The following is a 22,219-nucleotide window of genomic DNA, read 5'->3' as shown; positions in this document are numbered from 1 at the left end:
CGCACTGCCCTGTCACGACGTGGAGCCCTCATCCGTCATGAGCACCCCCTCAACCAATCCACTTTCCATCTACCTGATCGCGCTCGGCGCCTTCGCACTCGGCATGGCGTCCTACGTGACGGCCGGGCTGATACCCTTGATCGAAGACGCCTTCACGGTTTCAGTTGCCGTAGCCGCGCAGCTGGTTACCGCCTTCACCCTGGCCTATGGCCTAGGCTCGCCCATCTTCGTGGCACTGACACCACCAGACCGCCAGCGCAGTGGCCTGCTTGCCGCACTGGCCCTGTTCGTCATCGCAAACGCGGCCAGCGCGCTTTCCACCAACTTCAATGCACTGCTGGCCTGGCGCGCCGTTGCTGGAATTGGCGCGGGCGTTTACCTGGCGATGGGCATCGGCGCATCGGCTGCCCTTTCGACTGCCGAGCGACGCGGCAAGTCCATCGCGATCATCATGGGCGGAATGGCCAGCGGCGTGGTTCTGGGCGTACCGCTTAGCCTCATGATCGCCGACCACATGGGTTGGCAGGCCGCGCTCTCGCTGGTCACGCTGCTCGGGCTTCTGGCCTTCGTCGGGCTCCTACTGCTGCTGCCGGCACTGCCCGCCGCACCAGCCAGCTCCCTTCGCGAGAAACTCGCCATCCTCGCCGATGGGCACGTAGTCACCATCCTGCTCGTTTCGCTGCTCGCTGCCATCGCCAGCCTCGGCATGTACACCTTTATCGCACCACTGCTGCGCGACCCCGAGTTTGGCGGCGTCCGCTCGGTTACCCCTTTCCTCTGGGCGTGGGGGATCGGCGGCGTACTCGGTAGCTTCCTGATCGGACCGGTCGTGGATCGCGTGAGGGGGCCGGTGCTGGTCCTGGCCATCATGCTTATCCTGGGCGTATCGCTGTTCCTGCTACCCATGGTTGCCACGTTCAGTGCGTGGCTCGCCATGCTACCCATCGTGCTGTGGGGAGCCGTGGGCTGGGCACTGCAGGTGCCGCAGAACAACGAACTGATCCTGGCGCGCCAGGCACAGGGCGACGGCAATCTCGCCATCGCGCTCAACGAGTCCGCGCTGTACCTGGGCAGTGCGATCGGTGCCGCCGCAGGTGGGTTCGTTCTTCTACTGCAGCTGCCCACCTGGTCTCTGGCTGCCAGTGCCGGCGCCGTTGCGCTGGCCGGGGCCCTGCTGCAAACGCTCAACCTTCGTCGCCAACCCGATGGGGCTGCTGCACAGCGGGCTGAATCGCATCACTAATCGCTGAGAGGTAGTAGCCGTGGAGCTTCGTCACCTTCGCTGCTTTGTCGTCGTTGCCGAGGAACTGCATTTCGCTCGGGCAGCCGCACGATTGCATATCGAGCAGTCACCCCTTTCACGCATCATCAAAGACTTGGAATACAGGCTTGGCGTACAGCTCTTCGAGCGCACTACCCGACGAACCCGCCTAACCTGGGCAGGCAGCGTACTGCTTGAGGAAGCCCGCCGGATCTTCGCCGTGGTCGAACAGGCCAAGGCCAGCGTCAAGGGCGCTGCCGCGGGTTTTCGCGGCAAGCTTCGTGTCGCACTATCCGATGGCGTACCGCAGTCCCGTCTCGCTGCGCTGTTGGCCCAATGCCGGGAGGAGGATCCGGACGTCGAGATCTTTCTTCGCGAGGTGCCGTCCTCGGTACAGGCCAACGGCCTGCGCGAGGACCTCTTTGACGTGGGATTTGCACAGACCTCCGCCAACGAAGGTGATGGGCTCCTGTCCGAGCCTGTCTGGCAGGACCCGCTTGTCGTCGTCCTACCTGCTCGGCACCAGTTGCTTGCACACCGACAAATTCCAGTCGACGAACTAGCCCGGCATCCACTTGTGCTATGTGAGCCGGAGGTCTGCGAGGGCTTCTGGCAGCAACTTCAACCCGTGCTCAAACCGATCGAAACGCAGATGACGATTGCCGACCGTGTGCCCACCCTTGACCTCCTGATGGCGCTCGTCGCCGCGGGTTACGGCCTTGGCTTCTCGAGCCTTGCTCGCGTCACCGAACTCAACAACCCAGATGTGACGACCCGGCCGTTGGCAGGCGACAGGACCATGATCACCACATACCTGATCCGGCGTGACGTCGAGCCCAGCGAGCAACTGAGACGTTTCATCAGTCGAGTCGTGAAGGCCGACGATGAGCTAGACACCGTTGCCTGTGCGGACGAATCTGCGACGCCAATGACTCAGGCTGGGATATAGGGTGCCAGGAACAGATGACAGTCAACCCGAGTCGCCCTTCCACGCTAGGAAACACGACGCATGTGCTTCCAGACTGCTTTGCGAAGCGAAATGGCGCGCCCAAAGGTGCTATCATATGACGTATCAAAGTACGTCATATGAGGGTTTCGCAATGACTACCGCAGCGAAGCGATCGATCAAACGGTCCTCCAGCACTCCGGAGACGCCTAGTTTCTGGAGCATGGCGCACGAGCTGTCGAAAAACACCGAGTACGAACGGCTTGAGCGAATTCGCGCGGGCTTCGAGCCCTACTGGCTCCTCGCAACCAAGGCAGCGTTCGGGCTAACCATTCCGATGATCGCAGGCATCGCAAACGTGTCGGCGTCGACAATGGAACGCAGACTGAGAAGTACCGATGCCCTTGATCCAGTAGCATCGGAGCGAATTGACCGATTGGCTCAGGTCGCAGTGCTGGCCGAGGACGTGTTCGAGCAAAGGGACGCCGCGAGCCGCTGGATGGCAACACCGAACGATTCGCTAGGAGGAAACACGCCCCTCTCCCTTTGCGAGACAGAGCTCGGCGCGCGGCAGATCCGTCGGGTCCTGCATGCGATTGAGTGGGGCGGCGTTGTCTGATGCGCGCATGGCGTATATCCAAAGCCAAACGTGCTGCAGACCTGTCCGGCCTGGGCGCTGCGATTGAGGGTGGACGCTGGAATGATGCCGAAGTAGCAGCTGTTTACTTGGGACTATCTCCCGCTATCTGCTGCCTAGAAACGTTTGTGCATCAGAACCAGCGTCCGGTGATTCCCATGAAAATTACCGAACTCGAACTGCCAGACGATCCTGACCTGTATTTTGAACCCGCTGAAAGCGAACTACCGGTGGGCTGGGCAGCATTGCCGGCCGACACGCCCAGCATGTCCTTTGGCACGGACTGGTTGAATCGCGCCTCCCATCTGGGACTGATCGTGCCTTCTGCCGTTCTGCCGCTCGAGCGAAACATCGTACTTAACCCAAGACACCCGGCGATCACGCGCGTAAAGGTCAGCCGGATAATTGACTTTACGTACGACGATAGGCTTTTCGCAATTCGGCCGTAAGAGAAACAAATCCAAGACAGTCCTCGTGCGTGGACTGACCGAAAGCGTCACGCGTCTCGGGCCTGCGACCAATCGTCATCCTCCCTTTGCCCGTTCGAATCGCCCGCGCTCGGCCATCACAGCCAAACGCCCGAACATGCCCGGATGAGATTCCCAGTTATCGACGGCAAGACGAGCCTTGCATCATTTGCATTCGATAATAATTCTTATTACCATCGGTCACTTCACTTAAGCCGATACGTTCTAGCCAGCCAGGGACAGTCCCCAGCCAGCCATCTCATTCTTTCTTAGGGGGTGAATATGCGCAGGCACGCGCTGGCAATGGCATGCATCATGGTTTCCGGAGCGGGGGCAGCCGCCGAGACGACCGAGCTCAATCCGATGGTGGTTACGGCCACCCGCAGCTCCGTCTCATTGGCAGACGCGCCAGCTGCGATGACCGTTATCACCGCCGAGCAGATCCGCGCGCGAGGTGCGACCAACCTGCTTGAGGCGCTCCGTGGGACACCGGGCATCACCCTCAATGGGCGCCAGGTTGGAGGTCGCAAGACCTTGAGCATTCGCGGCGCCGAAGATCGCCACACGCTCGTGCTGATCGATGGCCGACGCATCTCCTCGACCGATGACACGATTGGCCACTCCGACTACCAGTACGGGTGGGTCGGTATCGAGCAGATCGAGCGCATCGAGGTAGTCCGCGGCCCGATGTCCGCCCTTTACGGCTCCGAAGCGATTGGCGGGGTGATCAATATCATTACCCGCCAGGCCCAACGCGAATGGAGCGGCGGGGTAACCCTGCGTGGGGATGTGGGTGAAGGCGACACCGGCAATGGCCATCGTTTGGCCGCGCGGGCGTCAGGCCCACTGGCCGAAAGGTTGAATGTCGCTGTGGCCGTCGAAGAGGTGCGCCGCGAATCGACACCTTGGGAGCAGGATCGGCGAGTGTCGGAAATGGAGGGGCAGGATCGCCAGACGGGAAGCCTTGCGATCAGTTACCGGCCGTTTGAGGGACAGACGCTTAAGCTGGACCTGCTTCGCAGCGATGAAACCCGTGATCGTGACCAGCAGTACGCCTATTACACTCGTCCGATCTACCTGGATACCTACGAGCTTGAGCGACGCCAAAACTCGATGGCCTGGAACGCCGACTGGGGCGACCTGCAGTCGCAACTGCGCTTTACCCGTTCGGAATTCGACGTCACCAACAAGCGTACGCAAAACCTGGCCCCAACGCGCCCCCAGTCGATCCGTGATGACGTATGGGACGGCAGCCTCAATGTTCACATCGGCGAAGACCATGCCCTCACCGTAGGCGGAGAGCATCGGGACGAACGCTTGGAGAACGCCGGCCTGATCGGCGGCTCGGACTCCGCAACACACCAAGCGGTGTTCATCCAGGATGAGATTGCATTGGCGACGGATTGGGCATTGACTCTGGGCGCGCGCCTCGACGATCACGAAATCTTCGGGCGCGAGACCAGCCCCCGCGCATGGCTCGTCTGGCGCGCCACCCCAGAATTGACGTTCAAGGCAGGATACGGCGAGGCCTTCCGCGCACCGACGCTCAAACAGATCTCGCCGAACTACGTTGGGGCCGAAGGCCCACATACGTTTCTCGGAAACGCCGATATCAAGCCGGAAACCAGTCGGTCGTTCGAGCTGGGCGTCGATTGGCATGACGAGCGTGGCGCCTATACCGCAAACGTCTACCGCAACGAGATCGACGATCTGATCTATTACCGGCGCCTGCGCACCGAGCCCGGCATACCGCCGCGCACGATCTATCAGTACGACAACATCGAACAAGCTCGAATCGAGGGCTTGGAGCTCACCGGGCGCCGCGAGTTGGGATACGGCATTGCATTGGGCGCGACGGTCAACTGGATGGACCCGCGCGACGCTCGGACCGAAGCCAAGCTCAACGGACGTCCAGAGTTCACAGCTACGCCTTCGCTGGAATGGACCATGGCGAGGTGGAACGCGCTGGTGCAGTGGGAGTATATCGGCAAGCAGTACCTGGAAGGCTCGAACGGGCAGGAGCGCGCACCCAGCTACAGCATCGTCAACGCAAGCCTCGGGTACAGACTGCAAGACAACCTGACGCTACGTGGTGGCGTGCTTAACATCGGCGACGTGCGACTGGAGGACAAATCCGAACTGTTTGGCTACGCCGAACAGGGTCGCACCGGTTGGCTGGCGGTGGAGGCCGGGTTCTGATGCGCGGCCTACTACTGCTCACTAGAACAACAGTGATGCTCGTCTTCGGCCTCCTGGCGCTGAGCCTGTCGATGCGGGTCCAGGCCGAGACCATGCAGGCCAAACGTTTGCTGTTCGTGGCGGCGGCGCCAGTCCAGGCGGGCAAATTCGAGCGCCTGAAACCCATCGCCCGTGATGCAGGCTTTAGCCTCGAGTATCGGATGATCGACGGCGTAGATGGCAATCCCAACCTCGCACAGCTCGACAGCTTCGACCTGATTGCAATCGACGCGCCCTACGGCGCTGCCCTGGGAGCAGTGCAAATGGGGCTTGGGTCGGCGCTCGACGGCCTTGCGACGCCCTGGATCTGGCTGCGCCGGGATGGCAGCCGCGGCAACGGCCTGCCGCCCGCGCTGATCGAGGAGCTCGACCTCTATTACACAAACGGCGGCGTAGCGAACTTCAACGGTTTCTTCTGCCGTCTCGACGCTCATCTCACTAGCAAAGCGTCACCCTGCCCGTCTCCGGATATTCATCCGCAGGCAGGCATCTATCATCCCCAGGGGGACGGGAGAATCTTCACCAGCCTGGACGACTACCTCAAGTGGAAAGGTGTTGAGCTACGCACCGAAATACCGGTGATTGGCGTTCTCTTCCACAAGGCGTACATGGACTCCGGGCTCACAGGCTTCGTCGACGACACGGTCCGGCGCATCGAAGCGGCCGGTGCGCTGGCAGTACCGCTCTATACCACGGCGATGGGCAACGATGAGATCACCACGTTGCTCGGCACTTCCGGCACGCCCCGTGCGGATGTGCTGATCAACATGCAGATCATGCTCAACGGCTCGGGGCGCAAGGCGGAATTCGAACGACTCGGCATTCCGGTTCTCCAGGCCATGCCCTATCGCGGTGGCGAGCAGGCCGATTGGGAAGCCGATGCAGTCGGGTTGGAGGCCCAGGACATCCCGTTCTATCTCGCCCAACCGGAGTATGCCGGGCTCGTCGACCCGCTGTTCGCTGCCGCAACGAGCAAGGCCGATGGCGACATCGTGCCCATCGACCGCCAACTGCAGGCGGTAGTCGACAAGGCGCTGCGGCTCGCGCACTTGCAGCGGCTGCCAGCCCAAGAGGTGCGAACAGCGATCATGTTCTACAACTACCCACCGGGCGAAACAAACCTTGGCGCGTCGTTTCTCAATGTGCCACGCAGTCTCGAAACGCTGCTCGCCGCCTACGCCGAACGCGGCTATGGCGTGCAGCAGCTCGACGAGCAACAGCTGATCAACGAGCTGGCCCGCTTGCTTGCCCCCTTCTATCGCGACGATGCGCTTGAGGGTCTGCTGATCGATGACCGCGGCGCGCCGTTGTCGCTCGCGGCTTACCAGTCCTGGTTCGACAATCTGCCCGAGGGGGTTCGCCAGCCGATCCTTGAGCGTTGGGGATCGCCAGAAGATGCCAGCTTGTTCTTACCGGCACGCAACGTCTTTGTCATTCCACGCCTTCAGCTTGGCAAGCAGGTGATCATGCCCCAGCCGCCGCGAGGCGAGCGGCTGGACGATCGCGAGAAGGCGCTGTATCACGACACGAAGTCTCCCCCTTCGCACAGCTATCTCGCGGCCTATCTCTGGTTGCGCAACGAGTTCGCCGCCGACGCGCTGGTGCATTTCGGGACACATGGTTCCGCCGAATGGCAACCGGGCAAGGAGCGGGGGCTCGACGTGGTCGAGGCGCCCTACCTCGTGCTGGGCGATCTGCCGGTGATCTATCCCTACATCGTGGACAACATTGGCGAGGCGCTGCAAACCAAGCGCCGGGGCCGAGCGGTCACTATCAGCCATAACACGCCGGCCTTTGGCCCGGCCGGGCTACATGGCGAGCTCAACGAGCTACACGACCTGCTCCACCAATGGCTGAGCATGACCGAAGGCGAGGTGCGGACTGCTACCGCCAATCGGATCCGCGAGCTGACCGAACGGCTGAAGCTCGACCGAGACGCGGCAATCGATACGGCAACTATCGAAAGCAATTTCGCTGCCTTCATCGACTCCCTGCACGTGCAACTGCATGACCTGGCGCTGGAACAGCAGCCGTTGGGGCTCGCACGCTTCGGAATGCCGGCCGATGAAAACGTGCGTCTGTTGACCGTGCAACAAATGCTCGGCAAGCCGCTGCTCCAGGCCATCGCCCCGGACGATCCGGAAGACCTGTTGCTGGTGGACTATGAGAGCATCCAGACAACCCCGGTGTGGCATCTCCTGGACGAGCACGTACGCCAGGGGCAGCCCTGGACCGGCGACCCGCAAGTCGGAGCGCTGCTCGAGCGCGGCCGCACCTACTGGCAAAGCCTTGGCAACGACAGCGAGCTGGACGGCTATTTCGCCGCGTTGCAGGGGCGCCACGTGCCCACGAGCTACGGCGGCGATCCCATAAAGAACCCGGACAGCCTCCCGACTGGCCGCAATCTGTACGGCTTCGATCCTTCACGCATTCCAACGCCCGAGGCGTGGGAGGCCGGCCAACTGGCCGCGACACGACTGCTCGAGCAGCATCGCGAGAAGCATGGCCAATACCCCAGCAAAATGGCCTTTACGCTATGGTCGGTGGAAACCATGCGCCACTTCGGCATGCTCGAAGCCCAGGTGCTGGCGATGATGGGTTTCCGCCCGGTCTGGGACAGCGCAGGTCGGGTCACCGGCATTGAGGTCATCCCTGCCGAAGAACTCCAACGGCCGCGCATCGACGCGGTTGTTTCGGCGACCGGCCTCTATCGCGACCAGTTTCCGCAGGTCATGCAGTGGCTCGCCCAGGCGGCTGACCAGGCCAGCGCGCTGGACGAGCCGAACAACGCGATAGCCGCCAACAGCCGGAGAATCGAACGTACATTGCGGGAGTTTGGGCTGTCACCGGAGGATGCATCGCTGGCAGCCCGAACGCGGATCTTCTCTTCCGAATCGGGCGCGTACAGCACCGGCCTGGAGGACGCCACCCTGGCCAGCGACAGCTTCGGCGAGGCGCCCAATGGTGGCCAGGACCGCATCGCTGGCGAGCAAAAACTGGCCAACCTCTATCTCGATCGTATGCAGTTCGCCTATGGGCCGGATCCGGAACGCTGGGGAGAAAAGCCGGACGTCAACCTCTACGCAGAGCAGCTTCGCGGCGTGGAGGGTGCAGTGCTGTCCCGTTCGTCCAATCTGTACGGAATGCTCACCACAGATGACCCCTTCCAGTACCTGGGTGGCCTCGGCCTTGCCGTACGGCACCTGGATGGCAAGTCGCCCGAGCTTTACATCAGCAACTTGCGCGACGCGGACAATCCGCGCAGCGAGACGGCGGCCGGCTTCCTCGCACGCGACCTGCGCGCACGCTACTTCCATCCCGGCTGGATCAAGGCGATACAGCAGGAGGGCTATAGCGGCACGCTGGAGGTCTTGGGCGCAGCCAACAACCTCTGGGGTTGGCAAGTCACCGCACCGGAAACCGTTCGCACCGACCAATGGGACGAGTTCAAGGCGGTGTATGTCGACGACAAGCTTGGACTGGGCATCAACGAATGGTTCGAGCAGAACCATCCGCAAGCCCAGGCGCAGCTGATCGAACGGCTACTGGAAGCGGCTCGAAAGGAGTACTGGCAGGCGGACGCGCAAACGCTACAGCAGTTGGCGCAGCGCTGGAAGGACCTTGCAGAGCGCCACGACGCGGTCAGTGACAATGCCAAGTTCAGCGCCTACGTCCAACAGGCAGCGGCGGGCTTCGGGCTTGCCGCGCCAAGCGACGCGCCAACCGACGCGCAAGCCTCAGCCGCAAGCGATGCTGCGGATACCCAGCCCGTCACGGGCCAGAAGCTGGAGCGTCAACAGGCCCAACCGCAGCCGTTCGACTGGGCACCGCTAGCGGTGCTGCTGATGATCGCAGTGGCGCTGCTGGCCGGTATATACAACCAGGGCCGGCGCCTGCCGGCTCGCGCATGACTCAGGGAGACACCATGCAACTGTTCATCGAATCCGCGCTGTACAGCGCCAGCCAACTCTTCATGCTGCCGGTGCTGCTAGCCGTGATTGTCATGTTCATCTATGCGTTTTTTGCAGTGGGCCAGTTCCTCACGCAGGCGCGTCAGCGGCACCAGGGCCATCCGCGTGGGTACGACCTTGTCGAGAGCTGGCGCCTCGCGCCGTCCATGAGCGCAACCGAGCTCGAGACACTGGCGTTCAAACGCCTCGAGACGCCGCGCATCGTCACGCGCGTTACGCCGATGCTGGGTCTGGTGGCGACCATGATTCCAATGGGGCCCGCACTCAAGGGCCTGTCCAACGGCCAGCTCGATCAGGTGAGCGACAACCTGACGGTTGCCTTCTCCGCAGTGATTCTCTCCCTGCTCGCTGCCTCGCTCACCTACTGGGTCGTGAATGTGCGTCGGCGCTGGTATGCCGAGGAACTCGTACAGATCGAGCATGAACAGCGAAACGGTACCGGTGCTGCAGCTGAGGTCGCCCACGAGATGACAGTGGAGATGAGCTGATGAGCGTGCGCTTGCTTGAGGAGGCGGAAGCCGATGATCCGATCCTTTCGGTTGTCAATCTGATCGATGTATTCCTGGTGATCATCGCTGCACTCCTGATCGCGGTGGCGAACAACCCAGTCAACCCGTTTACCAGTGAGGATGACGTCACGGTTATCAAGAATGCCGGCAAACCGAACATGGAAATTTTTATCAAGGAGGGCAAGACCATGGAGCACTACAAGTCCACTGGTGACATCGGCCAAGGACAAGGCGCCAAGGCAGGCGTGGCGTATCGCCTCGAGGATGGGTCAATGGTCTACGTGCCGGAGGGATCGAAGTGACGGTCATACGAGCACCGCAGCACCCGTTTGCGGAGCCGGTAGGCAAACACATAGGCGATTCGAACGGCTCGGCTGGTCCCCGCCGCAGGGCCGCGAGCGAATACCTGCTGCAAGGCGCTCGCGAGCTGGTCATCCTCCATGACGGTTGCGAGTACATCCTGCGCGTCACTCGGCAGAATAAGCTGATCCTCACCAAGTAGTTCGCAGTAGGGCTTCGCCGGACGGCGCACGCGTATCCGAGCAATCCGATCACGACGCCGCCAACGGACATAATCGTTGCCCAATCGGTCTTTGAATTCAGGGACCTGATTATCGAACCTTATCCATACGGCACGCCAAGGTGCCGTATGGATCAGGAGCGCAACGGCGGTGAACCAGGCATCGAACGTGCTGTACGGACAGGTGGTGACGACGGTCTCGGTCGTGCTCGCCAGCGTCTGGATTGCGACGCAGTCGGCTGCCTCGTCGCTGGACTATGACCAGCAGCTCGGCCGCCCCTGGTTCGAACTGCGGGGCTATCCCGTGTATCAGCCCTGGCGTTTGTTCGGCTGGTGGTTTCGGTTTGGCGATGCGTCCCCATCTACCTTCGACAGGGCGGGTTTGATAGCAAGCGGCGGCAGCGCAACTGCCGTGTTGCTCGCATTCGGCATGTCTATCTGGCGGGCCCGCCAGTCCAGTACAGCCACTACCCATGGTTCGGCGCGCTGGGCCATGCCCAGAGAGGTACGTGCGGCTGGGCTGACAAAGGACGCGGGTGTCTGCCTGGGCCTTTACCGGGGCCGCTATCTGCGCCACGCAGGACCCGAGCATGTACTTGCCTTCGCCCCCACCCGCTCTGGAAAAGGCGTCGGGCTAGTCGTGCCAACCCTGCTGACGTGGACAGGCTCGGCCGTCATTCACGATATCAAGGGCGAAAACTGGAACCTGACCGCAGGTTGGCGCTCGCGCTTCTCCCACTGCCTACTGTTCAACCCGACCGATCCGGCCTCCGCGGCATACAACCCCCTGCTCGAGGTTCGCCGGGGCGATCATGAGGTCCGGGACGTCCAGAACATCGCGGATATCCTCGTCGATCCCGAAGGTGCAATGGAGCGGCGCAACCACTGGGAGAAGACCAGTCACTCTCTGCTGGTAGGTGCCATCCTCCATGTCCTGTATGCCGTCGAGGACAAGACGCTGCGAGGCGTTGCCAACTTTCTTTCAGATCCCTCCTGCACCTTCGAGCTGACGCTCCATCGCATGATGGCTACCTCCCATCTGCCGGAGGGTCCCCATCCGGTCGTCGCCTCTGCGGCACGCGAGGTATTGAACAAGAGCGAGAACGAACGCTCGGGCGTGCTCTCGACGGCCATGTCCTTTCTTGGTCTGTACCGTGACCCGACGGTGGCCCAGGTGACCTCTCGATGCGATTGGCGCATTGCGGATCTGGTTGCCGCTGTGCATCCGGTGTCGCTCTACCTCGTCGTTCCGCCGTCGGACATCAGTCGCACCAAACCGCTCATTCGATTGATCCTGAACCAGATCGGGCGGCGCCTGACCGAATCGCTCGACGGCGCCGACGGTCTCAGGCGCAGGCACCAACTGTTGCTGATGCTCGACGAGTTCCCCGCGCTGGGACGGCTGGATTTCTTCGAATCGGCCCTGGCATTTATGGCCGGTTACGGCCTGCGGGCGTTCCTGATCTCGCAGTCGCTCAACCAGATCGACAAGGCATACGGACAGAACCACTCGATCCTGGACAACTGCCATGTCCGCATCACTTTTGCCACCAACGACGAGCGTACGGCCAAACGCATCTCCGAGACCTTGGGCACCGCGACGCAACTGCGCGCGCAACGCAACTATGCAGGCCACCGCCTGGCACCCTGGCTGGGGCACCTCATGGTCTCTCGCCAGGAAACGGCACGACCTCTGTTGACGCCCGGCGAGGTGATGCAGCTGCCGGTCGACGAGGCCATCGTGATGCTCTCGGGCGTGCCGCCCATTCGCGCCAGGAAACTGCGCTATTACGCGGATCGCAACTTCGTCCGAAGACTCTACAGCGCCCCGGTGCTCAGCCCGGGTCCCTACCCGGATGCGCCAGACGTAGCACCTCACGACTGGTGCGGCGTCGTTGTGACCGGCGAGCCCTGTCAGCCGGTCAGCGCAATTGGGGACGATGCCGGTGGCCTCGAGCACAGCTCCCTGCGCGAGTCGTGGGACGAGGCACGGCCAATGCCGAACCTGTCGCCCCTGACCAACGACCTCGCGCTGCTGGACGACGATGCGGGAGTCGATTCAGTCGGAACGCCGCTGCGGCTATCGGCGGCGATTGGTCCTGACGATGGAGTATCCCTATGAGACGCGCGCGACTAAACCTCTTCATCGAGCCCGGGCACGCCAAGCGTCTCGATGAGCTGGCAACCAAGAAAGGTGTATCGAAGTCCTCCCTCGTCGCCGCCGCACTGGCGAGTTGGTTGTCGCCCGCTTCGGGTGAACAGCGTGAAGTTGCCATGGGCAAGCGTCTGGATCGCCTGTCGAGGCAGTTCGAGCGGTTGGAACGTGACCAGAACATCCTCATCGAGACGGTTGCTCTGTACGTGCGTTACTACCTGACCGTCAGCACGCCGGTGCCCGAAGCGCACCAGGAAGCCGCGAGAGCCCAAGGTCGCCTGCGCTTTACCCAGTTTGTCGAGCAGTTGGGCAGACGATGGCAGAAGGGCCGACGTCTGATAGACGAAATCGAGCGTGAAGGCCAGGCATTCGAAACACCTGATCACACCATGACAGCGTCGGGAGATCGGCCATGACCGCCCTCCCCGCCACGGCTCTCATGCGCAGCGCAGCGATGTTGCGCACCGCCTTGGGCGCGCGGATCGCGACCGCCCTCGATGACGCAGATGTCGCCGAGGTAATGCTGAACCCCGATGGACGCCTTTGGATCGACAGGCTAAGCGGGGGCCGGCACGAGATCGGAACCCTGTCGGCTTCCGAGGGCGAGCGCGTTGTCCGACTGGTGGCGGCGCACGTGGGGCGGGCCATCAACGCGGCCAGCCCCCTGCTGAGTGCCGAGCTGCCGCAGACCGGGGAGCGCTTCGAGGGTGTGCTGCCCCCCGCCTCGCCCGCTCCCGCCTTCTCAATCCGCAAGCGCGCAATCCAGCACCTCACCCTAGACGACTATGTCGATGACCGTGTCATCACGCCCGAGCAGCGTGACGTGCTGCATAAGGCGGTGCACGAGCGCAGGAACATCCTCATCGCCGGCAGCACCAGCAGTGGCAAGACCACGCTGGCCAACGCCCTGCTCGCGGAGGTGGCCGGCACCGGCGATCGAGTCCTGGTGCTCGAGGATACGGTGGAACTCCAGTGCACGGCCCGCGACCAGGTGTGCCTGCGGGCAATCTCCGGAGTCGTCACGATGAAGGACCTCGTGCGCAGCACCCTCCGGCTTCGGCCGGACAGGATTGTCGTCGGTGAGGTGCGGGGCGCGGAGGCGCTTGACCTCGTCAAGGCATGGGGCACCGGCCACCCTGGTGGGATCGCCACGATCCATGCCGGCTCCTGCCACGGCGCGCTGCTTCGTCTGGAGCAACTGATTCTCGAGGTCGCCCTCGCCGCACCCCGGCCGCTGATCGCCGAAGCCGTCAATCTCGTCGTGTTCCTCACCGGTCGTGGCTGCGAACGCCGCGTACAGGAGATGGTGTGGGTCACAGGGTACGACCATCAGGGCTACGGACTGACAGCAATCGGCGTCCCACTCGCCAACACACCAACCAACCGTCAGGAAGCCCCCGCATGAACCGACTCTTACGCATTCGTCCGAGCCTGGCCGCCGGTATCTCGGGTATTGCATCGGGCCTGCTGGTACTGGGCCTTGCGACGCCAGTCCTTGCCGCCGGCTCGGGGATGCCCTGGGAGGCGCCGCTTGAGTTGATCCTCAAATCGGTTCAGGGTCCGGTGGCCAAGATCGTTGCGGTGATCATCATCGTGGCGACCGGACTGACCCTTGCCTTGGGTGACACCAGCGGAGGCTTCCGCAAGCTCATCCAGATCGTCTTCGGGCTGTCGATTGCCTTCGCCGCTTCCTCGTTCTTTCTCACCTTCTTCAGCTTCGCCGGCGGCGCGGTGATCGCATGAGTGAAGCGGGCCCACACCTGCCCGGCTTCGAGCTGCCGCTGCACAGGTCATTGTGCGAGCCAATCCTGCTCGGCGGCGTGCCCCGCAGCGTCGCCATTCTCAACGGCACCATGGCCGCGGTGGTTGGGTTGGGCCTGCAGCTCTGGCCGGCCGGCCTCGCACTGTGGCTGACAGGCCACATGCTGGCGGTATGGGGGACCCGGCTGGACCCGCAGTTCCTGCCGGTGTTTGCCCGCCACCTCAGATTCCCACCCTTGCTTGACGTGTAGGCCGACCATGCTGAATCTGCGTGAATACCGGGCGCTGCCCGCCAGGCTGGCCGACTGGCTTCCCTGGGCAGGCCTCGTGGCGCCTGGGGTAGTACTGAACAAGGACGGCTCCTTTCAACGGACCCTGCGCTACCGGGGCCCGGATCTCGAAAGTTCGACCGAAGCCGAGCTACTTGCCATAACGGCCCGGCTGAACAATGCGTTACGTCGCCTCGGATCCGGCTGGATGCTCCATATAGAGGCAGACCGGCACGCATCCGAGGCGTACCCCACCAGCCAGTTTCCCGATGCGCTGTCCTGGCTCGTTGACGAGGAACGCAGAGCGACGTTCGAAGCTACTGGCCGCCATTTCGAGAGCCAGTACTACCTGACCCTTACCTACCTGCCGGGCGAGCAAATCCGGGCGCGCGCGTCTGGCCTGCTATACGCCGGCCGGGCCGCACCCGGTGCGGACTGGAAGCGCGAGCTTGGCGCCTTCGTTCGCGACAGCGACCGCTTTCATGATTTGATTCAAGGGGCGATGCCCGAGTCCGCCTGGCTGGATGATAGGCAGACGCTGACCTATCTACACCAAACCGTATCGACACAGCGGCAGGAGGTAACGGTTCCGATTGTCCCCTTCTACCTGGACGCCCTCCTCGCCGATTGCCCGCTCGTAACAGGGACCGCGCCCATGCTGGGCGATCAACACCTGAGGGTCGTCTCGGTCAGAGGCTTTCCGGGCATGACCTGGCCCGGCGTTCTCGACAGCTTGAACCACATCGCCATCGCGTATCGCTGGTCCACCCGCTTCATCTGCCTCGACAAGCAGGAAGCCCTCGCCGAACTCACGCGGCTTCGCCGACAGTGGTTCGCCAAGCGCAAAAGTGTTGCGACGCTCCTGCGCGAAACCGTCTTCCAACAGGAAAGCGCACTGGTCGACAACGACGCGTCCAACCAGGCCGCCGACGCTGACGCTGCACTGCAGGAACTCGGCGCCGACATGACCGCCTTTGGGTATGTCACGACAACCGTGACGGTTCTCGGCGATACCCGTGAGCAAGCCGAGGAGAAACGTCGGCTGGTGGAGCGAACCATCCAGAGCCACGGGCTCGTCACCATTGCCGAGCAGCTCAATGCAGTCGAGGCCTGGCTCTCCTCCATCCCCGGCAATGCCTACGCCAACGTACGCCAGCCACTGATCTCGACCCTCAACCTTGCGCACCTGATGCCGGTCTCGGCCGTATGGGCAGGCCCCGCGCGAAACCAGCACCTTGACGGCCCGCCCCTGATGATCACCCGTACCGAGGCCTCGACGCCTTTTCGGCTGGTTACCCATGTCGGCGATGTCGGCCATACGCTGATCGCAGGCCCAACCGGCATGGGCAAGTCCGTGCTGCTTGCGACCCTTGCCCTGCAATTTCGGCGCTACCCGGGCGCACGCCTTCTGATCTTCGACATGGGTCGCTCGCTGAGAGCGACGACGCTGGGACTCGGCGGCGTCCACTATGATCTCGGGCACAGCGCTTCGATCGCGTTTCAGCCGCTGGCCAACATTGATGATGATCGCCAGCGCACGTGGGCGAGCGAGTGGGTCCAGGCCCGCCTGCTGCAAGAGGGTGTCCAGGTGGGACCCGAAGAACGGTCGGCCATCTGGACGGCGCTGCTGAGCCTGGCCGGCGTGCCCAAGGCCCAGCGGACCCTCACGGGTTTCACCCTGCTGCTGCAGGACCCCACCCTTCGCGAAGCACTCGAGCCCTATCTGCTCGGCGGCCCACATGGCCATCTACTCGATGCGGACCAGGACTGCCTGGCCGATGCGCCGGTGCAGTGCTTCGAGATGGAGGCGCTCATGTCGAGCAAGGCGAGCGTCGCCGCGGTGCTCGGCTACCTGTTTCATCGGTTCGACGATCAATTCGATGGCGCGCCGACGCTGCTCATTCTCGACGAAGCCTGGCTATTTCTGGACGAGCCGCTATTCGCGGCCCGCATCCGGCAATGGCTAAAGACGCTGCGAAAGAAGAACGTCTCGGTGATCTTTGCCACCCAATCGCTTGCCGATATCGACGCCTCGAGCATTGCCTCGGCCGTCATCGAAAGCTGCGCGAGCAGGATCCTGCTGCCCAATCCGCAGGCGCATGAGCCACAGGTCCGCGAACTCTACAAGGCGTTTGGCCTGAACGATCGCCAGATCGCAATGATCGCCAGTGCCGTACCCAAGCGCGAGTACTACTACCAGTCCCGTCAGGGCAACCGCCTGTTCGAGCTGGCACTCGGTCCGGTAGCGCTCGCCTTTGCGGCCGCAGCCACGCCCGAAGACCAGCGCCGGATCGATCAGGTGCTCTCGAGCGGAGCGCCCTTCGCACATTCCTGGCTGCAGAACCGCGGACTGGGCTGGGCGGCCGGGCTGCTTGCGTCCCATCAATCGGCACAGGACCACCAGCCATGACGCTGCAGCGCCTGGTCCTACACACGGTAGTTTTGCTCTGCGCCTCGTCCATCGGACGCGCAGGCGCGATAACCGTCATCGATCCGACCAACCTGGCCCAGAACACGCTCACCGCCGTGCGCACGCTGGAGATGACCAACAACCAGATCAGCCAGCTGCACAACGAGACCCAGATGCTGCTGAACCAGGCGCGCAACCTTGCCGCACTGGACTTCAATGCCGTTAACCGGCTGCGGCAGTCGATCAGGCGAAGCGAGCAACTGCTGGCCGAGGCAACCGGTCTCGCGTACGAGATTTCAAGGCTCGACCAGGCTTTCGCTCGACTGTACCCCGAGCGGTATGCCGCCTCGATCACTGGGTCCGACATGGCCGCACACTCGATCGAGCGTTGGAGCCAGGCACGCGAAGGCGTGCATACAGCCCTCCGGATGCAGGCGCAGCTCTCGCAGGATCTTGCCTTGGATGAGGCTGCGCTCACCGACCTAGTCAGTCAAAGCCAATCTGCAGTGGGGGCGCTTCAGGCTTCGCAGGCGACCAACCAGTTGCTAGCGCTGCAGGCCAAACAGGTCATCCAGGCCCAGCAATTGGCGATCGCACAGCACCGCGCCGTGTCCATCGGGCAGGCCCGCCAGGTTGCCGCCGAGCACGAGGCCCGAGAGCAGCGCAAACGCTTCATGTCTATTGGCACGGCCTATTCGCCTCGCCCCATCCGGGTCTTCGCACCATGAAGCCGCGCGTGTTCGTCCCGGCTCTTTTGGGTGCTGCGCTTGTACTGGCGTGCGGCTGCCAGCAGGCGGATTCGAGCAGCGATGCTGCGCGCCATGCGAAACCTGATGCAACACAGCGCTTCTTCTCCGGGCGGGCACGGCCCGATGAGTTTCAACGGCTGCATCAGCTGCCGGACATCCCGCCGACCTTCGAGGAGGCGGAACCATGAACGACGTGGGGGTCATAGACCGCTTTCTCGAAACCTTCTCGCTCTACATCGACTCCGGCTTCGGGCTGCTCAATGGGGAGATAGCCTTTCTGTCGGCGACCCTGGTCGTCATCGACGTCACCCTTGCGGGCCTGCTGTGGGCCAACGGCGGTGACGATGCCATTGCGAAGCTGCTCAGGAAGACGCTCTACGTAGGCGCATTCGCCTTCATCATCGGCAACTTCAACTGGCTGGCCAAGATCGTCTTTACGTCCTTCGCAGGCCTTGGCCTGCTGGCATCAGGCTCTTCCATGACGCAAGAGCAGTTTCTGCAACCGGGACGGATTGCAGCGCTAGGCATCGAGGCGGGACGCCCCCTGCTCGAACGCATCGGTGGCCTGACGGGGCTCACCGAGACGATGGCCAATTTAGACATGATCGTCGTGCTGTTCCTGGCATGGCTCGTGGTGCTCGTCAGCTTCTTCATTCTCTCCATCCAGCTATTCGTCACCCTGATCGAGTTCAAGCTGACCACGCTCGCAGGCTTCGTATTGGTGCCCTTCGCGCTCTGGAACAAGACCGCCTTCCTCGCCGAGAAGGTCCTCGGCAACGTTGTCTCGTCAGGGATAAAAATCTTGGTGCTCGCGGTGATCATCGGAATCGGAAGCGGGCTGTTCGACGAGTTTCTATCAACACCGGAGGAGCCCACTCTCGATCATGCACTGGCCACGATGCTCGCCTCACTCGCCATGCTGGGGCTTGGAATCTTCGGCCCCGGAATTGCCGCTGGGCTCGTCTCCGGCGCGCCGCAGCTCGGAGCAGGCGCCGCCGCCGGTACCGCCCTAGGGGTTGCCGGCATGGCTGTCGGTGGAGTTGCCCTGGCATCCGGCGCAGCGTCTGCGCTCCAAGGGTCGCGCGTCGCCGCCGGTGTGACGGGCGCAACAGGGGCAGCGAGCGCGGCGCGCATGGCAAGCGGCTCCCTGACTGAAGCCACCATGGGGCGAGGTTCGGATGGGCAGTCAGAAACCTCGACCGCACAACCGGCCTGGGCCAAGCGCCTGCAACGTCGACAGCAGCTCAGCCAGGCGACCGCCACCGTGGCCCACACCCTGCGCGGCGGGGACACTGGCGGCTCGGCACAGGGACCTCGACTGAAGGACCCGTCGGATGGGTAAGGGAGACCGCCTCTATGCGCTTTAGACGTGCTCGCACGCGCTACTCGCAAGCGCCTGCACCCGCGACGCCCTACCAGGCTGCGGCGCAGGTCTGGGACGAGCGCCTCGGGTCCAGCCGCTTCCAGGCCAGGAACTGGCGGCTGATGGCGTTCGGCTGCCTGGGTTTGGCACTGCTGATGGCGGCGGGTTTGGTCTGGCGTTCGGCACAGTCGCTGATCATTCCGTACGTTGTGGAAGTCGACAGTGCCGGCCAGGTTCGTGCGGTGGGCGAAGCTGCGACCGACTACCAGCCAGGCGATGCGCTGATCGCCCAGCACCTGGCCCGCTTCATCACCCAAGTCCGCGCGCTGCCCATCGACCCGATCGTGGTCCGAAGCAACTGGCTTGGCGCCTACCAACTGACCACGAACCGCGGTGCCACGACGCTCAACGAGTTCGCTCGCGAGAGTGATCCGTTCTCACGCATCGGCAGGGAGTCGATCACGGTTGATATCACGAGCGTTGTCCGCGCCAGCGAGAACTCCTTCCAGGTGCGCTGGACGGAGCGCCGCTACGTCGATGGCGCTGCGGCAGGTTCCGAGCGCTGGACCGCCGTGCTAACGGTCGTCCTCAAGCCGCCACACAGCGAAGAAAAGCTTCGCCAGAACCCCCTGGGCATCTATGTCGATAGCCTGTCCTGGAGCCGCGAACTGAACACCAGTCAATGAGGCGAACCCACGATGATGCGGTACCTGCGCTACGTTTGCTCTTTCCTAGTCATTGCAACAACCGGTTGCGCCAGCCGAAACGAAATACCTCCGGCGATTCCACTGGAGGAGCCGGTTGCAGCCCAGCAGATGGCGGAGCCTCCCAAGCCGGTCGAGGTAGTGGCGATACCCCAGCCGCTGGCGCTCCCGTCACAGCTCAAGCCACTGCCGAAGCCGGTCAGTCAGTCGGGACCTGCCTCCCCTGAAGCAAGCGTCTCGCGCGCCAACGATGAAGCCAGGATTGCACCGAGCCAGGAGGGCTATCTCAACGCAATTCAGGTATGGCCTTTCTCCGATGGTGCCCTATACCAGGTCTTCGCGAGTCCCGGCCGCGTCACCGCGATCAACCTCGAACCCGGTGAAGAACTCGTCGCCGTCGCCGCCGGTGACACCGCACGCTGGATCGTTGGCGACACAACGAGCGGGATGGGCGAGAAGCTGCGGATCAGCATCATCGTCAAACCGACCCGCGTCGATATCATGACGAACATGGTGATCACCACCAACCGACGCACCTACCTGATCGAACTGACCTCCACTGAGCAGGCCTGGATGGCATCGGTATCCTGGGACTATCCACAGGATCGACTTCTTGCCCTCAAAAGGCAGGCCGCCGAGGCCCTCGAAGCGGCCCCCGTGGATGCCGGCCTCGCCCTCGAACAGCTGCAGTTTCGCTATGTGATCCGCGGCGACAACCCGTCCTGGAAGCCACTTCGTGCATTCGACGATGGTCGCAAGGTCTACATCCAGTTTCCTCCCGGGATTGCCCAGGGCGAGCTCCCGCCACTTTTCGTCATTGGCGCTACAGGCGATGGCCAGTTGGTCAACTACCGCGTCCGCACGCCCTACTACGTCGTCGACCGGCTCTTCGCCGCGGCGGAGCTTCGGCTGGGCGGCGAAAAAAATGCGGTCGTTCGGATCGAACGCAGCGACGTCCAATCAGGTGGTCATCGATGACGAGCGCGACCGATGCCGCGGAGAACGACGGCCCAGTGCAGCCGCAGACGAAGGTGGCGGCCGAGACGCTGGCATTGCGCGCCCGACCGGATCGCGTCACGCGGCTAAACGCACGAACAGTGCTGGCCATTGCCGGGAGCCTGGCGACTGCGACGCTCATCGCCCTACTCCTGGGACTGAATCCGCAGGATCAAACGCGCAAGAACGCGGCGGGAGAACTCTTCAACGTCGATCACAATATGCGACCGGAGCGACTCGAAACACTTGCAAAGGACTATTCGCAATTGGCGTCGCCCCGCCCAGCGTCGAGTAGCCGTACCGATAGAGCCGATATCGCGACAACCGAGCCTTTGGCTTATGCCCCATCGCACCCAGGCGACGTCGAGCCGAAAACGGCCGAACTGGCGGACGCGGAAGAGGACGAGCAAGCGCGCCTCTCACCTCTCTTCTTCCAGGCCAACAACACCCGGTCAGCAAGCGAGCCCGTCATTGATCCGGGTCGCCCTGGCCGCTCTGTTCAGAGCCCCAGTGGCAACCAGGCGCTTGTCAGTAAAACCTCAGACGCACAAATGAGCGAATCCGCATTGGTGCAGAAGCCGGCCTCGCCCTATCAGGTCATGGCAGGGAGCGTGATCGCGGCCGCGCTGGTGACCGGCATCAAGTCCGACCTGCCAGGCGACGTGATCGCCACGGTAACCGAGCCGGTCTACGACACGGCGACCGGAGCACATGTGCTCATTCCCCAGGGTGCTCGTCTGCTTGGCCGCTACGACAGCCAGATCCGCCACGGGCAGAGCCGTATCGACGTGGTCTGGCACCGACTCATTTTCCCCGACACCTCGTCGCTGAAACTCGACAACCCGATCGCAAGTGACCCCCAAGGCTATGCCGGCCTCGAGGACGGCGTTGATTGGCACTGGGATCGAATCGTTGCCGGCGCGGCTCTGACCAGCCTGTTGGGAATTGGCGCCGAACTGGCGGCCCCGGCCAGTCGCAACGAGGGGGATCGAATCGTGATAGCCGGTCGTGACAGCTTGCAAGACTCGGTCAACCAGGTCGGCCAGGAGGTCACCCGTCGGAACGTGGACATCCGGCCGACACTCAGCCAGCGGCCTGGTCTTCCCCTGCGAATCATCGTCAACCGCGATATCCCGCTGCGCCCGTATCGGCCGCGTTCCGCACCGATACATGGCCGGCCATGAAAATCGAGCGAGACGACGAAGACTCAATCTCCAGACCTGCCCGGCGCTAGTCCACCTATCTTCGTTCGCCGCCCTTATC

At 63.0% G+C, this 22,219-nt stretch carries 21 protein-coding genes; all 21 read left to right on the top strand.

Annotated elements, in window-relative coordinates; all coding sequences use genetic code 11:
- Positions 1 to 37: 37 nt before the first annotated feature.
- The 21 genes from UIB01_RS09370 to UIB01_RS09270 all read left to right on the top strand — a co-directional run bounded on the left by UIB01_RS09370 (position 38) and on the right by UIB01_RS09270 (position 22,140).
- The gene (locus tag UIB01_RS09370; RefSeq protein WP_080695069.1) at positions 38 to 1,243 is read left to right on the top strand and encodes an MFS transporter; all 1,206 of its coding nucleotides are present in this window, start codon (positions 38 to 40) and stop codon (positions 1,241 to 1,243) included.
- A gap of 19 nt (positions 1,244 to 1,262) precedes the next feature.
- A complete protein-coding gene (locus tag UIB01_RS09365; protein ID WP_038659331.1) occupies positions 1,263 to 2,210 on the top strand; it encodes a LysR family transcriptional regulator in 948 nt (315 codons plus the stop codon).
- Positions 2,211 to 2,325: 115 nt separating this feature from the next.
- Entirely contained in the window at positions 2,326 to 2,826 is a 501-nt protein-coding gene (locus UIB01_RS09360; RefSeq protein WP_230585301.1) for an Xre family toxin-antitoxin system antitoxin, read from the top strand.
- On the top strand, positions 2,826 to 3,293 hold the full coding sequence (locus UIB01_RS09355) for an RES family NAD+ phosphorylase (protein ID WP_038659327.1): 468 nt from the start codon (positions 2,826 to 2,828) through the stop codon (positions 3,291 to 3,293). The genes UIB01_RS09360 and UIB01_RS09355 overlap by 1 nt, the downstream gene beginning before the upstream one ends.
- A gap of 300 nt (positions 3,294 to 3,593) precedes the next feature.
- On the top strand, positions 3,594 to 5,510 hold the full coding sequence (locus UIB01_RS09350) for a TonB-dependent receptor plug domain-containing protein (RefSeq protein WP_230585300.1): 1,917 nt from the start codon (positions 3,594 to 3,596) through the stop codon (positions 5,508 to 5,510).
- 35 nt (positions 5,511 to 5,545) lie between these two features.
- Positions 5,546 to 9,460 carry a cobaltochelatase subunit CobN gene (gene cobN / locus UIB01_RS09345; protein WP_230585299.1) on the top strand — a complete coding sequence of 1,305 codons (3,915 nt, stop codon included), beginning with the start codon at positions 5,546 to 5,548 and terminating at the stop codon, positions 9,458 to 9,460.
- A 14-nt stretch (positions 9,461 to 9,474) separates the two neighbouring features.
- Positions 9,475 to 10,008 (top strand): MotA/TolQ/ExbB proton channel family protein, encoded by a 534-nt coding sequence (locus UIB01_RS09340; protein ID WP_038659322.1) that lies wholly within the window; start codon positions 9,475 to 9,477, stop codon positions 10,006 to 10,008.
- A 5-nt stretch (positions 10,009 to 10,013) separates the two neighbouring features.
- Positions 10,014 to 10,331, top strand: coding sequence for a DUF2149 domain-containing protein (locus UIB01_RS09335; RefSeq protein WP_230585312.1), 318 nt, complete (start codon positions 10,014 to 10,016; stop codon positions 10,329 to 10,331).
- Entirely contained in the window at positions 10,328 to 10,531 is a 204-nt protein-coding gene (hemP, locus tag UIB01_RS09330) for a hemin uptake protein HemP (RefSeq protein WP_038659316.1), read from the top strand. Before UIB01_RS09335 ends, hemP begins: the two co-directional genes overlap by 4 nt.
- Before the next feature lie 169 nt (positions 10,532 to 10,700).
- Positions 10,701 to 12,671, top strand: coding sequence for a conjugal transfer protein TraG (locus UIB01_RS09325; protein ID WP_038659313.1), 1,971 nt, complete (start codon positions 10,701 to 10,703; stop codon positions 12,669 to 12,671).
- Positions 12,668 to 13,120, top strand: a complete 453-nt coding sequence (locus tag UIB01_RS09320) for a CopG family transcriptional regulator (RefSeq protein WP_038659310.1) — start codon at positions 12,668 to 12,670, stop codon at positions 13,118 to 13,120. The genes UIB01_RS09325 and UIB01_RS09320 overlap by 4 nt, the downstream gene beginning before the upstream one ends.
- Complete coding sequence (trbB, locus tag UIB01_RS09315; RefSeq protein WP_080695067.1) at positions 13,117 to 14,109, top strand: P-type conjugative transfer ATPase TrbB; 993 nt, start codon at positions 13,117 to 13,119, stop codon at positions 14,107 to 14,109. The genes UIB01_RS09320 and trbB overlap by 4 nt, the downstream gene beginning before the upstream one ends.
- Entirely contained in the window at positions 14,106 to 14,447 is a 342-nt protein-coding gene (locus tag UIB01_RS09310) for a TrbC/VirB2 family type IV secretion system protein (RefSeq protein WP_051605056.1), read from the top strand. The genes trbB and UIB01_RS09310 overlap by 4 nt, the downstream gene beginning before the upstream one ends.
- Complete coding sequence (locus UIB01_RS09305; RefSeq protein ID WP_038659307.1) at positions 14,444 to 14,716, top strand: VirB3 family type IV secretion system protein; 273 nt, start codon at positions 14,444 to 14,446, stop codon at positions 14,714 to 14,716. The genes UIB01_RS09310 and UIB01_RS09305 overlap by 4 nt, the downstream gene beginning before the upstream one ends.
- 7 nt (positions 14,717 to 14,723) lie before the next feature.
- Positions 14,724 to 17,144 (top strand): conjugal transfer protein TrbE, encoded by a 2,421-nt coding sequence (trbE, locus tag UIB01_RS09300; protein WP_038659304.1) that lies wholly within the window; start codon positions 14,724 to 14,726, stop codon positions 17,142 to 17,144.
- Complete coding sequence (trbJ, locus tag UIB01_RS09295) at positions 17,141 to 17,872, top strand: P-type conjugative transfer protein TrbJ (RefSeq protein ID WP_038659302.1); 732 nt, start codon at positions 17,141 to 17,143, stop codon at positions 17,870 to 17,872. The genes trbE and trbJ overlap by 4 nt, the downstream gene beginning before the upstream one ends.
- Positions 17,869 to 18,081 carry a hypothetical protein gene (locus UIB01_RS22495; RefSeq protein WP_080695066.1) on the top strand — a complete coding sequence of 71 codons (213 nt, stop codon included), beginning with the start codon at positions 17,869 to 17,871 and terminating at the stop codon, positions 18,079 to 18,081. The genes trbJ and UIB01_RS22495 overlap by 4 nt, the downstream gene beginning before the upstream one ends.
- A complete protein-coding gene (gene trbL, locus UIB01_RS09285; protein WP_038659299.1) occupies positions 18,078 to 19,235 on the top strand; it encodes a P-type conjugative transfer protein TrbL in 1,158 nt (385 codons plus the stop codon). Before UIB01_RS22495 ends, trbL begins: the two co-directional genes overlap by 4 nt.
- Positions 19,236 to 19,249: 14 nt before the next feature.
- Positions 19,250 to 19,942: a conjugal transfer protein TrbF gene (trbF, locus tag UIB01_RS09280; RefSeq protein ID WP_038659296.1), complete on the top strand. Its 693-nt coding sequence runs from the start codon at positions 19,250 to 19,252 to the stop codon at positions 19,940 to 19,942.
- Between the two features lie 12 nt (positions 19,943 to 19,954).
- Entirely contained in the window at positions 19,955 to 20,938 is a 984-nt protein-coding gene (gene trbG / locus UIB01_RS09275) for a P-type conjugative transfer protein TrbG (protein WP_038659293.1), read from the top strand.
- Positions 20,935 to 22,140, top strand: a complete 1,206-nt coding sequence (locus tag UIB01_RS09270) for a TraB/TrbI/VirB10 family type IV secretion system protein (protein WP_038659290.1) — start codon at positions 20,935 to 20,937, stop codon at positions 22,138 to 22,140. Before trbG ends, UIB01_RS09270 begins: the two co-directional genes overlap by 4 nt.
- Positions 22,141 to 22,219: the final 79 nt, after the last annotated feature.

Source organism: Stutzerimonas decontaminans (assembly GCF_000661915.1).
In the GTDB taxonomy this organism is placed as follows: Bacteria; Pseudomonadota; Gammaproteobacteria; order Pseudomonadales; family Pseudomonadaceae; genus Stutzerimonas; species Stutzerimonas decontaminans.
The sequence above is the reverse complement of the archived record's forward strand: the minus strand, read 5'-3'. Positions and strand labels throughout refer to the sequence as shown.